Below are 12,778 nucleotides of genomic sequence, written 5' to 3'. Positions count from 1 at the left end.
TCAGCCGCCTATTCACCGGTGCAAAGCGTCAATCCGCCAGACGCACCATGGGAGCAAAGCTTGGGGGCATCGATCTTCGGCACCCCACAGTACACGCTGCCTGTGGACGACTTGGGAGGATTTGTCCCTCCGAGCTGGCAACACGGCAATCAACCGGTACCAGATGACCTTCTGCCTGCAATGTACTTGTTTGACTTGCTGCCGAGCGCGGACAAACCCACCAACTTCAGTATCCATGGTGTGCCCTACACGGCCACTCTGGGGCCATCAGGCATGCAGAGCGACATTTACCTTTTCCAGCAATAGGGTGGAGATGGATCGAGCAATAGATGCCAGTCGTTCTTACATTCTAACTTTGCGGTTACAATTGCTGTCAAAGCTGATTAGAGGGGCGACATTGTCAGCCAGTTAGAAACGCGACGCTGGCTCTGATGATCAGCCCCGATCCGACCGGCTGGGCCGGGTTGAAAGGGCGGAGCGGGGGCGGGTGAGGGAGTACCTCTTCGGCTTTAGCTTTGAGACGATGCGATTGACGCCTCACTCCGCAGCGTCAAGCTTTGCCAGCGCTGCTTTGCGGCGTTCGATCACTGCCGGATCGTTCATGAAATCCTTCCGCCGTCCCGGACCGTGAGCCCGTCGCACATAGCCGTTCTTCTCGCTGTTGGTCATCACCACCGGCTTCGACTGCTGGTCCTGGCGCTCCTTGATATAAGTCAGAACGTCGCCGAGCCGTTTGTTCTCGGTGATCGCCGCATGCGTCACCCGCTGGTCTTTGTCGAAGGTTTTGTAGGGCAGGGAATGTCCCTTCCATCGTACATCGAGGCGGCCGTCGGCATAGGCATAGGTCTCGACATAGCGGCCGGCCAATCCGCGCGTCACGTCGGTCTCCTCCAGCATGATCCGCTTACGCTCGAACGAAAACGTCAGCTGCGATCCGACATAGCGCTGCTCGCGTTTGCACAGGATCTCCTTCAACCGATCCGGTGCAAGATTTACCGGCCGGTGCAGGTCATCGGATCGGGCAGGGACAATCGCAAACCGCCCATTGTAGTCCACCATGAAGCCAGGCAAAAACGCATTGCCTGCCTCCATGGTGTCGATGCCTGCCAGTCGCAATTCCTTGACCAGACGATCCTGCAGCGTCCGGTTCATCCGCTCGACACGGCCTTTGGCCTGGCTGGTTGCACAGAGAATCTCGATGTTTAGCTCCGAGAGTGCCCGTCCGAACTGGGTCATGCCCTGACCACCCTTGGCCTCCTTCTTCGTCACCCGGAAGACCGAGTGCTTGTCGGAATAAAAGGCGATCGGCGCCCCGTGCTGCTTCAGATAAAGCTCAAGTGCGTCGAAATAGCTGAAGGCGCTTTCCGAGCGCACGAACCGCAACTGCATCAATCGGCCAGTCGCATCGTCGACAAACACCAGGAGCGAGCACGGATCTCCACGATCCTCGAACCAGCGATGCTCGGACCCGTCGATCTGCACCAGCTCGCCATAGGCTTCGCGCCGCAGCCGCGGCTGATGAAACGTCCGCCGCTGCTTGCGTGACAGCCACAATCCGGCCTGCGTCATCCAGCCGCGCAACGTCTCGCGCGACACTCGCAATCCATCGCGCTCGGCAAGCTTCTCGGCCGCCAGCGTTGGACCGAAATCCGCATAACGTTCACGAACCAGCGTCACCGCATAATCCCGAACACCGTCGCTGATCCGGTTGTTCGACGGTCGGCCGATCGCCGTGTGGCGGATCGAGGCTGCGCCGGTCGTGCGGATGCGATCCAACAGGCGTCGCACCTGGCGCTCGCTCAGATCAAGCACATGTGCCGCCGACACCATCGTCATTCGGCCGGCGATCACCTTCGACAAAACCTCGATCCGCTGCAGATCACGCTCGCTCATCGCTACCAATCCCATCTGCAATCTCCCACGTCAGAAAAACGCGGGGAGTGTGACATTCCAACTTTGCAGAAACAGGACACTTCAACTTTGCGGCTACAGTAGTTGTCAAAGCCGAATAGGGCTGCGACGCTGTCGGCCAGTTAGAAACGCGACACTGGCACCGATGATCAGCCCCCGATCCGACCGGCTGGGCCGGGTTGAAAGGGCGGAGCGGGGGCGGGTGAAAGAACACCTCTTCGGCTTTAGCTTTCTCAATAGCAATTGTTCAGTCGCCGGCTGATACTCGCTTTTATCTGAATTGAGCGGGTAGGGATCAAAGCTGCACGATGCTTCCGGAAATCAAGCTGCAGGGTGACGTCGATGTCGCCGCGCTGTCACCTCTTCTTCGCGGCATGCTTCTGTCCGTTGCCTATGCTGACGGTGAGGGTGGCATAGGATTGACCGCGACCGGTGCTATGAACCGCAAATTCGTACATTGGGCCGCTGTGAACTTCCTGTGGCCCGACTTCACAGCCGAAGACCTCTACAGCATGAACAAAGTGCTGAACGAAAGCGACATGCCGCCGCTCTGGGTCGTGCGGGACATGACCCGCCATCTGAAGCTGCTTCGCCGGAAAAAGGATGTGCTGCTGCCAACCAGACGCGGCCGGGAGTTTCTGGTGAACCCGCAAGCCTTCTTCGATCTCGTGGCCACAGACTATCTCTACTCGTATGTCCATGCCACCGAGCGGGAAGCTGAGGTGCAAGCGCGCCTACGCTGGTGGCGCATGTTCCTCAATCTTCTCAATATCAAGGCGAGAGAAGGCTGTACGCCTTTGGACGTCGTGAAGATCCTCTATCCAGACACGGCACCTCTGTCCGCCACCGAAATGACCCTGGAAGCCTGGGAGCTCAAATTCGATCTCCAATATGGCGTCCTGCGGCGCCTGTGCTGGCTGGGCCTGCTTTATGAGGCACGAGAAGGGCTCACGCTTCTTCAAGACGGAGCCTTCCACAAGACGCCGCTTTGGTCCGCCTGCCTGCAATTGGAGTCAGATACGCAAAGCGATATCGGCGTGCATTGACGCCCTTTATTCCGCAGCCGGCTGCCTCAATAACGCTTTCTCCCGCCGTGCGATCACCGCCGGATCGTTCATGTAATCCGTTCTCGGCTTGCGTCCACGCTTCTGGTAGCCGTTCCCCGTGCTGCCATCGCGAATGCCGAACATATGGTCCGTCTGCCCAGTTCGCCGTGGTCCGCCCTTCTGCGCTGCTGCTCCCGCCCAGCCTGCAGCTCGGCGACAACAGACAGCATGTCGTCCAACCGCTTGTTATCGACGACCTCGGCGCGATGCACGGAGCGTAACGTGTCAAAGGTTCGGTAGGGCAGGGCAAAGCTCTCGTGCATGATCTCGAGGCGCCCGTCCGGATAGTCGCAAACGACGACCTTCTTACCCGCCAGGGACCTGGAAAGATCTGTCGGATCAAGGATGAACAGCACCTTGTCATAGCGCAGCGTCAAAGCCTGCGACAGCGTGCGAACTTCCTTGCGGCACATGGCGCCATCGAGGTTCTAGTGGTCGGCCAACGGCCGGTGCATGTCCTTCGGATTACGCGGCTGTTTGCCAAAACGCGCGTTGAAATCCGCAATGAACTCAGGCGCATAGGCGTTGGCTTCCTCGATCGTGTCCATGCCGCGCAGCCGCATTTCCTTGACCAGCCGATCCTGCAGTGTCTGGTTCGCACGTTCGACGCGGCCTTTGGCCTGCGGGGTATTGGCACAGATGATGTCGATGTTCAGCTCATAAAGCGCGCGGCCGAATTGTGTCAGGCCGCTCGTCCGGTCCTTCTCCGACGCATGGGTCGAACGAAAGACGCCGTGCTTGTCACTGTAGAAGGCCAGCGGTTTGCCCCATTGCTGCAGATAGGCCTTGGTCGCGTGCAGATAGTCGAAGGTGTTCTCCGAGCCGGCAAACCGTAGATGCAGCAGCTTGCCGGTGGCGTCGTCGATATAGACGAGCAGGGCGCATTTGGGCCCACGGTTCTCGAACCACCAGTGATGCGAGCCATCGATCTGTACCAGTTCGCCAAAGCAATCACGTCGGCCGCGTGGCTGGAAAACCCGCTTCTTGCGTTCCCGACGCGAGACCCAGATGCCGGCCTCGGTCATCCATTGCCGCAGGGTCTCCTTGGCGACCGAGATCCGGTGCAGCTCGATCAGCTTCTCACGCGCCAGCGTCGGACCGAAATCCAGATAGCGTTCACGGATCAGATTCAGCGCCGCATTGCGAAACTCCTCGCTATGGCGCCGGTTGCTCGGTCGCGATCGCTTCTTGGAAACAAGCCCGGCCGGACCATCCCGGTCATAGGCCTGCAGCAGCCGATGGACCTGACTTCGACTGAGGTCGAGCCGTTCGGCGGCCTGCACAACGCTCAGGCGTTCGTCACGGATCTTCTGGATGAGTTCGAGGCGATGCAATTCTTTCTGCGACATAGTGATCATAAAGGACATGACGACTCCGACCGCTCATGGTCTCGACCAGGCTGAAGGTCGTCATCCTTGCTCCCGACATTGGCATTGACCAGTCGTCGAGAGGCGAGATTGTCGCATCTCTAACTGGCCCAACTGTCGCATTACTAAATAGCCTCTACAACACCAAATAGCATAATGCATGTTATGGAACTTTACGCTGAACCGGCCGCGATAGTTACAAGCAGGTCCTTGGCATCGATCTGGTCGCCGGCTTTGACGAGAACTTCGGCGATCGTGCCGTTCTCCTCGGCGTGAATTGCCGTTTCCACCTTCATCGCTTCGGTCGACACCAGCACATCGTCGGCATTGCCGGGTTCGGCCTTGGGTGCGAAGACGGCGGCCGGTGACGCTGAGGAATTTTGCGAGCTCTTGCTGTTGGTTCCTCGCGGACCCGAGCCGCATCTCGTTGTGCACCTAACCGGCTCGGCTCACGTGACAACAAACACAAGAACATCTGGTTGTTTCTATCGAGTTTGGCGCAGGAGGCGCAGGAGGCGCAGGAGGAAAATCAACATGACTGTCGCGGCTAGGCCCATGATTGCCAAAGCGTATAGGCCTGTGGAAAAACCTCCGGGCTGACTACGGAGATACCCTATAACGAACGGCCCCACAAATGCTCCTAGGTTCCCGAGTGAGTTAATGAATGCGATCCCGCCGGCGGCAGCGGAGCCACTAAAGAAGCAGAAGGCAGCGCCCAAAGGGTCCCTTGCAACCCAATATGCCGCGCATGAGCATCCCTCGCCAGAACCCGTCAGGGCCGGGTTGATCTACCGTACGGCCGGGGCAATACTCCAGTATTGGCTTAGCTCCTCCGATGCGTCAAAATTCCGCTTGATGAGTGCTATATCAAGGCATAACCAATCGGCCATTCTCCGATTCCCGGAGAATTGCCGGACATGACTTGGAGCAGGTGCCATTTCTCCGCAGCCATCCCGGATATTGCAAAAGGACCGATACCATGTGCTTTGAATGCAATTCCTCCCCACTCAGCCGTCGCTCCCTGCTGAAATTTGCCGGCATCGGAGGCGTGGCCGTCATGACTGCAGGCTTTGACATGACCATGCCGGCATTCGCCTCGAACGCTCCCGCCCTTCTGCCGGATGAAGCACTGGCAAAACTCCAGGAAGGCAACAAGAAATTCGTCGCCGACACGGAAGCCTGCGCCGCCAATATTTCCAAGCGCCGGCAGGACGTCGCCAAGAGCCAGGCACCTTGGGCGATCGTGCTGACCTGTTCCGACAGCCGTGTCGTGCCGGAACTTGTATTCGGCGGCGTGACGCTCGGCGAACTCTTCGTCGCCCGCAATGCCGGAAACGTGGTCGACACCGATGTGCTCGGCACGATCGAATATGGCACCGAACATCTGCATGCGCCGCTGATCGTCGTCATGGGCCACAAGCGTTGCGGGGCGGTCTCCGCCGCCTGCGAGGTCGTGTCCAAGGGCACCAAGCTCGATGGCTCAATCGGCAAGATGACCCAGCCGATCCTGCCCGTGGCTTTGGCGGAGACCGATCGCGGCGACAATTTTGTCGACAACACCGTCCATGCCAATGCCTTCAACGGCGCCGAGCGCATCCTCACCGAAAGTGCGATTGTTTCTCGCCTGGTCGAGGAAGGCAAGGTGAAGATCGTGCCCGCCTATTATGATCTCGATACCGGCGTGGTCGATTTTCTGCACAAGGTCTGACCTACGAGGCGACTTCATGTTGCCGACGGCTATCCGCGGGCGCCTCGTCGCGTTCGCGGAACCATAGTCGCTGATGACCCTTGCCGCCCGCAGCATCACCCGGCGGGTTACGCGGGCCGGAGCTGAGGTCGCGAGCTGGCTGCCTGGGCGACGCTCTTCTGGAAATTTCCGACCATACGCCTGCGCAACTTGGTGAGCTCAATCGACAGGTCCGACAGCTGTGCGATGACATCTATCGGAACCTGGGCAGCTGGGCCGCGCCCTCCTGAGCCAGTACAAGGACATAGGCGTCGCTCGTTTCAAAGAACGCGAGACAATCGGCCTCCGGCAGGATCTCAACAAGATCAAGACGGCGAAACCGCCTGTGGAGCTTGAACGCAAAGGCGCGATCTGGGTTCAGCCAACCCTATTCGCTGAATCGAGTATCGCGCCTGGAGGCATAACGGAAAACTACGGCATCGAAACTGGCCGCATTGATCGAAGATTGGTACGAACCGTGAAATTGACGCATGGTGGCTGGAAAAAACGCCGAGCTATGCATCCGGTTCGAGGATCACGCCCGTTATGGAATGCCTGCGATACAGGGCTCCAAATTCGGTTCAAAATCCTAATCCGCCCACTCAGGATCGGTTGTAAAGGCGATGGTGAGCCGACGACTCGGACCCTCGTTACCAATCGCGAGCCCGATTTCGTCACGGATCTTATCCCATTCCTGCAATTTCCTCGCCGGGAGGTCCTCTGAGACAACGAAATGTAGCTCGATTTGCCGGCCTCGGCCGACCCGGGCCACATAAGCCCGGTGGGATATGAATCCATGTCGTTCGATGATTGTTTTGGCGACCGCGTCAACTTGTTGTTTGAGATCTAATGGCGTAACAAGCAGTATGTCGGCGAGCGCTCGCCGAACCGTGCCCGCCGGAATGGGAATGATCACAATGCAGATTAATGCCAGCGCGACCGGGTCAATAAACGGCGAGATCCATTCGTAAGAAGACCCCTGAATGAAATATCCGATGGCAAACGCGACGAGTAACCCGATCGTTAGCCCGGCGGACATCAGCCAAGCTTTCGTATCCAGGGCAACGAAATCAGATTTGATCTTACGATTAGCTCGATCACCAATAACCCCCATGGTGGCTGTCACACCGAGTGTTACGACGGCGTAGACGATTGCTTGACTAAAGTTGAGCGGACGTCCCCCATGCAAAATGCTGCCGATTGCGTTGACAAGTGCGTAAACAGCCGACCCGGTTATGAGAATGCCGTTGAGAGCCAAGACTATGGGCTCAAGATGCCAGAACCCCATCGTGAAATGCTCGATAAGTTTTCCTTTGCTGGAGGGCGCTTCGGATGACGCGATGAGCTTTGTAACAAGCAGAGCTACGACAGTCATAGCAGCGTCCGTCAATGCGTAGACACCATCGAATATGATTGCGAACGAACCTGAAATGATCCCGAACAAAATGCCGATGCAGGCAAGGAGGATGGTAACGGCAATTGAAACGCAGAGAAGCCCCTGCTCCGTTCTCATGAAATTCATAGGCTCAGCCTTATAACTTACGTTTCTTTATGGTCCTCTGGACGCGGTACAGACCATCCAATTCAGCTACTGAAGCGAGCACATCCACTTTTGGATCAAGGTACCTTTTTAAATTCAAATGCTGACCTCTCCTGTCCAGTGCTGCTGGCTCGCATGAGCGTCTTTCACATACCTGGCCACAAGACAAAATCGCCTCGCTGTGTTCTGGCAGTGCGGCCTCGACTATCTAAACAAGGGCCAATTTTGCTTTGCAGGTAAAGCGGGGCTGGACATGATGCACGACACGGAAGGACGCATGAACATAGTCCAGCACTTCGCTGACGGTCTCGCCGCCGCGAATGAAGTCGGAGCCACCACAGATAGGGCATGAGCAGGCCACCTGTTACACGTCATCATGGCACGGCCGAGGTTGCAGAGCTTGCGCGGCGATAGGGCTCTCGACGCATCCACGTCATCCGGCAGGTTCGAATTCCGTTGACTCATGGTTGGATCTGATTTGATGAGAGGCGTTCCAAAGAACGCCGAGGTTTTCGCCCTCATGATAGGCTGTGGCTGACACCACGTTCTAGTCTAGCGATGATCGGATCGTCTAGCCCTTTGGCGACTCCTGTAATTACGGCTGGATTGCCAGATGGAAAAGAGCAGGCTTGCGATATACGCCCACTGAAGAAGCAACAAACTAGCCACCATTGCAACGATGACTTCGTGGATGGAATGCCAGACGAAGTAACTCGTTAGTGCCTTCGCCCAGACGACGAGCAGCAGGAGGCCGCAAAAGATTGTGAAACGCAACACCGTTCTCCTGATTTGTTCGCGAGATTGCGCAGCAATGTCGTCTGCGGCAACGAGAGTCTGGCAGTTCTTCAGGCGGCAACCGCCGCGTGGTTGAGAGCCATGATCATGCCAGTGAGCTCACCATCGAACTCTCGTTCTGGCCATTGCAAATGCTGAGATTTTGGCAGCGGCGGCGCGGGACTGCAGCTTGCGGACCTTCTTCAGCTGCTCCACAATGTCTGACATGATCTCTTTCCTCGAAAATTGATGTCATGATGCCCGCGCCACGTCGGGATAGGTTTCGATAACTTCAATAGCGTCATCGACCATTTTCGTGCCGGTCTCGGCGAGCTTGCCTAGCGTCTCAAAGCCGAACCGGTGGACATCGCGCAGGGTCTTCGACAGAACGACCAACCGTCCAGTCGTCAAAAGCAAGCGGCCGAAGCCCTCATGGCCGATCGTCATGATCGGCGATGCCAACAGGCCTGTGCACTCTTCGATCACAAGCCCCACGCAACTGTAAAAATTCTGTAGCCTCCACAGCACATCAGGATCCGGATCGCCTATGATCGGGATCTTACGGCGCTGCTCCTTGGTGAGGATGAAGTCGGCCAGCAGGTCAGTGTCCGATTTGCCTTCCCACGCCCCATGGGCATCCTGAGCGCGGATGAGCCTTATCAGGCATCTGAGAAAAGGGGTGGCGAGATCCCCATCTTCGTTGACAGCAGGGCCATTCGTACTTCCTGTCAATGTACCCATGTCCTAGTCCTCCTCATCGAAAGGCTTCTTTTCAATGGCGCCTGCTTCGGTTAGCACCTTGCGTAACCAGGGTGGCGGAGTAGTCCTGAGCATCGCCCGAGTTCGCGACAAAACATCTTCGATCAGTTGAGGATCGGATACTTTAATTGGGTGGATTTTGGCCGAAACAACTCGGGCTGCCGATGGCCCACCGATCGCCAGACAGAACAATAAGTGACAACCTTCCAACGCCTTCACCTTCGGGTTAATACGATCGACGTCCTCGTTCCGATGCTTTCCGCTCTGGTCGGAAACGTCTTCGAAGTCCAGGACTTCCACCAGTTTCCAGTCGTCGAGACTCACATCATAGACGACGAAACGTTTTGCCGATCCGAAATGGGCGTCGAGAGATTTCATATCTTGAGTGGCGATTGCGACGCGCAACGCGCCAGCCTTCCGTTTTGGAGCTGACGAGTGAACCCCGTCAGGGACGAGGGAAAGGCGACGAGCGGCGATCATCTAGGCAGTTCTCCTTTGCGGGAGGGATCAAGCGATCCAGGACACGGCGCGCGCTGATTGGCCTGGAAGATGTTGGAAACATCGAAGATCAGGTCGCGCGTTCCCTGATAGAGACTTGTGAGCTTATGCTGGCTGCCGAGTCGGTCGAATATCGGGAAGCCCACCCGCATGAGCGGAATCCCAAGGCGCTCCGCCGCTTGTCGTCCATGCGAATGCGTGACGAGAAGATCAGCGCCGACGGCAAGTTCTTCGAGATCGCCAAGATCACCGACCTGGAGCGATTCGGCCGGCATTTCCGCGAGTATTTTTGAGGTGCCGGTCGTGGTGACCGCTGCCGCGATTTCGGCGCCCATGCCGGTGAAGAAGGTAGCGAATTGGTAGAGCTGGTCCGGCTCCACAGCAATTGCGATCTTCTTGCCTCCGAAATGGAAATGTCCGTCGAGCAGGGCGTCCTGCAGCTGTGCTCGGCGACGGCGGATGTTTGCTGGCACCGGCGCACCAGAAATCTCAGAAAGAAACGAGACGAACCGGTCGGCTCGTTTCAATCCTGTCAGCGACTGGAACAATGCGTAAGGGACTCCCGTCCGGGTCCGCAGTAGCTCTGCGGGGCGGCGCATATGCTCGCCGATCGCGATACATTGCGCCGCCGTGCCAAGCTCTTGTATCTCGTCGACGGGAGTACCGCCATAGGTGGTCGGAACCCAACGATCGCCGGGCACCGTGCCGTCGAGAGAGCCGGAAATGTCCGGCAGGATCACCGGCTTCAGACCGAAGCTTTCGACCGTTTCGCGCAGAAGCTCGATGTCAGCGACTGTCAGATGCCATCCTGGTAGGATCGCAATCTTCTTTTGGTGGCGGCTCTGCTCGCCTGGAGTGGTGATGCGCTCGACCATAGAGATGACGGCCTTCGCCCATCCCTCTTCGATCGCTCCCTCGAAATCCGGGGTATTCGCCAGCACAACCTCCGTACCCGCGAGCTCATCGGCACGATCCCGCTTGATGTTGGCGAGATCGCCTGCGAAATCTTCGCCGCGGGTTTCCACCAGGGCTGTCGTGCAAATTCCGATCAGCTTGGGTTTTGCGCGCCTCTTGAGATTTAGGATCGCCTCTTCCAGATTGCCTGCGCCGCCAAGAATGGTCGCCACTGCGTCCAATGCCGTTGTCTGCAAGGGAATGGCTTCCTTAAAGTGCCGGACTAAAAGTACCAGCGCCAAGCTGGTGCAGCCCTGGCTGCCGTGGAACAGCGGCACGGCACGCTCGACGCCAAGAAAGGCGAGCGCGGCGCCGAGCGGCTGCGACGATTTCAGCGGATTGACCGCAGCTGATTTGGTCTGGGGAAAGACTTGAACCATCGGCTTTCCTCAACGCTTGCAGAAGCTGCCGGCGACCGCGCCGACAAAGTTTTGCAAGACGTACCCAGTCTCGTTCTCGCTCTTGGTATTCGTCAGTTCTTCTTCCACCGCATGCTGGCATTCCCACGGTGCCGGCTCCCGCACCTCCATCCAGATCGGATTGTGAATAGCAAGATCGATCTGGCGAACGAGCTCCACCATGCCGTCATAGCCGGCATAGGGGTGGTGGCGTTCCTGGTTGATATCGAGCCAAGGTGTCTTGGCCTTCAGCGCGATGAATTGCGTGCGCCCGCCAGACAACATGATGTCGGCTTTACCGTCGGCGAGCATGTTATAAAGCTCGCGCGGCGCCATTGACTCGAACAGGTGGTTTTCGTCTTTCAGGAGTTGCTTGATACGTTCCTTGTCTTCAGGCGTGGATTTCTTGACCGAGGTGCCCACGATCTCGATGCCCACCTCCATCAGCGCATGGACAACCGACCAGGACTTGACGCCGCCGGTGTTGAGCAACACGCGCTTGCCTTCAAGCCTTGGTCGATATGCTGCGAGTTTCATCCAGGCAATCGCCTCCTCCTCCGCGATCAATGCCTCGGTGCGCTCGAGGATTTCGGGATCCGCCCCCTGCATCACGAGCAGCTTGGCGATCTGTCTGAGTGCTTCCGAGGTGTCGGTAATTCCGTAAAAGGAGCCTTCGAAGAACGGGATATCCCACAGCTCCTCCATTTTGCGGGCGAGGTTGATGAGTGCTGTCGAGCACACCAACATGGACGCCTTGGCGCGATGCGCAGAAGCAATGTCAAGATATCGGGCGTCTCCTGGAATGCAGGCCCTTACTCTGATCCCCAGCCGGTCAAGAAGCGGCTTTACCAGCCAAAACTCGCCGGATAGGTTGAACTCACCAATGATATTGATGTCGTAGGCGGTCACGTCGTTCGGCTCTACGCTGCCGATCACATGATCGAGCAACGCTTCACCGGCGAGCTTATTGCCAAGGTTCTTGGAGCCGGCAAAGCCCGGTGCGTTGACCGGCACCACCGGAAGGCCGAATTTTTCCGCGGCCCGCTTGCAGACGGCCTCGATGTCGTCGCCGATCAATGCTGTCACACAGGTCGAATAGACGAAAATCGCCGGTGGAGCATAGGCCTCCTTGATCTCGCGGATTGCTTTAAAAAGTTTCCGCTCGCCGTGCCCCATCACCACTTCGGTTTCAGTGAGGTCGGTCGTGAAACTGGTGCGCCAGAGCGTTGGACCTGAGGAAGCCGATCCGCGGTTGTCCCAGGAATTGCCCTCACAGCCGAGAGGCCCATGGATCAGGTGCGCGACGTCGGTGATCGGCTGCAGCACGATCTTGGCGCCATCGAAAGCGCATCCGCCGGCTGCCGCCCCGGGGATCAGCGGCTTCGAACAGCCGTTTTTGCGCGCCTTGGAATCCTTGCTGCGGTTCTTCTCGCAGGCAGGCTCGTCAAAGACATCCTGGACTTTAGCATTGAGCAAGGGCATTGCGGTCTCCAAGTTCAGATGAAGGCGGCCGGCCTCACAAGGCCGACCGCCGCCGCTCCTAGCGGGTCAGGTCGTAAGAATAGTCCGTCACACCCGGCTCGCTCGTCTCGCGATCGAGCTTGTCGAAGATCTTGTCGAGGATCGTCGTCAGGACGCGCAGGCCGCCTTGGTAGCCCATGAGCGGGAAACGGTGGTGATGGTGCCGGTCGAATATCGGAAAGGTCAGCCGGATCAATGGGGTGCCGGTGTCGCGCTCGAGATAC

Annotated in this window: 10 protein-coding genes and 3 pseudogenes; 3 read left to right on the top strand and 10 right to left on the bottom strand. The window is 57.8% G+C overall.

The features are described from left to right. A pseudogene (locus tag PH551_RS32020) lies at positions 1-306 on the top strand (hypothetical protein); the annotation flags it as partial. 231 nt (positions 307-537) lie between these two features. Here the strand turns inward: PH551_RS32020 and PH551_RS32015 are convergent. After that, entirely contained in the window at positions 538-1,908 is a 1,371-nt protein-coding gene (locus PH551_RS32015; protein WP_004675917.1) for an ISNCY family transposase, read from the bottom strand. Between the two features lie 311 nt (positions 1,909-2,219). Between PH551_RS32015 and PH551_RS32010 the strand changes: the two genes are divergently transcribed. After that, positions 2,220-2,957, top strand: coding sequence for a hypothetical protein (locus PH551_RS32010; RefSeq protein WP_004675918.1), 738 nt, complete (start codon positions 2,220-2,222; stop codon positions 2,955-2,957). A 6-nt stretch (positions 2,958-2,963) separates the two neighbouring features. Here the strand turns inward: PH551_RS32010 and PH551_RS32005 are convergent. Continuing rightward, positions 2,964-4,384 (bottom strand): annotated as a pseudogene (locus tag PH551_RS32005) (ISNCY-like element ISRel10 family transposase). A gap of 173 nt (positions 4,385-4,557) precedes the next feature. Beyond that, a pseudogene (locus PH551_RS32000) lies at positions 4,558-4,710 on the bottom strand (biotin/lipoyl-containing protein); the annotation flags it as partial. 653 nt (positions 4,711-5,363) lie between these two features. Between PH551_RS32000 and PH551_RS31995 the strand changes: the two are divergent. Beyond that, the gene (locus PH551_RS31995; RefSeq protein WP_004675921.1) at positions 5,364-6,092 is read left to right on the top strand and encodes a carbonic anhydrase; all 729 of its coding nucleotides are present in this window, start codon (positions 5,364-5,366) and stop codon (positions 6,090-6,092) included. Between the two features lie 607 nt (positions 6,093-6,699). On the opposite strand, the gene PH551_RS31990 is transcribed toward PH551_RS31995, so the two are convergent. The 7 genes from PH551_RS31990 to PH551_RS31960 form a co-directional block, all read right to left on the bottom strand. Beyond that, the gene (locus tag PH551_RS31990) at positions 6,700-7,632 is read right to left on the bottom strand and encodes a cation diffusion facilitator family transporter (RefSeq protein WP_004675922.1); all 933 of its coding nucleotides are present in this window, start codon (positions 7,630-7,632) and stop codon (positions 6,700-6,702) included. A 226-nt stretch (positions 7,633-7,858) separates the two neighbouring features. Next, complete coding sequence (locus PH551_RS33110; RefSeq protein ID WP_237350514.1) at positions 7,859-7,945, bottom strand: hypothetical protein; 87 nt, start codon at positions 7,943-7,945, stop codon at positions 7,859-7,861. A 731-nt stretch (positions 7,946-8,676) separates the two neighbouring features. Continuing rightward, entirely contained in the window at positions 8,677-9,165 is a 489-nt protein-coding gene (locus PH551_RS31980) for a NifX-associated nitrogen fixation protein (protein ID WP_009991126.1), read from the bottom strand. Between the two features lie 3 nt (positions 9,166-9,168). Next, positions 9,169-9,663 carry a nitrogen fixation protein NifX gene (gene nifX / locus PH551_RS31975; RefSeq protein WP_018247182.1) on the bottom strand — a complete coding sequence of 165 codons (495 nt, stop codon included), beginning with the start codon at positions 9,661-9,663 and terminating at the stop codon, positions 9,169-9,171. Beyond that, positions 9,660-11,015, bottom strand: a complete 1,356-nt coding sequence (nifN, locus tag PH551_RS31970) for a nitrogenase iron-molybdenum cofactor biosynthesis protein NifN (protein ID WP_004672660.1) — start codon at positions 11,013-11,015, stop codon at positions 9,660-9,662. The genes nifX and nifN overlap by 4 nt, the downstream gene beginning before the upstream one ends. Positions 11,016-11,024: 9 nt before the next feature. Then, positions 11,025-12,515 carry a nitrogenase iron-molybdenum cofactor biosynthesis protein NifE gene (nifE, locus tag PH551_RS31965; protein WP_018247183.1) on the bottom strand — a complete coding sequence of 497 codons (1,491 nt, stop codon included), beginning with the start codon at positions 12,513-12,515 and terminating at the stop codon, positions 11,025-11,027. A 58-nt stretch (positions 12,516-12,573) separates the two neighbouring features. Then, positions 12,574-12,778, bottom strand: a 205-nt coding sequence (locus PH551_RS31960; protein WP_281420129.1) for a nitrogenase component 1, incomplete at its 5' end; no start/stop codon positions are given.

The sequence above is a fragment of the Rhizobium atlanticum genome, from assembly GCF_030182485.1.
In the GTDB taxonomy this organism is placed as follows: domain Bacteria; phylum Pseudomonadota; class Alphaproteobacteria; order Rhizobiales; family Rhizobiaceae; genus Rhizobium.
This window is presented reverse-complemented; position numbering and strand designations above follow the sequence as displayed.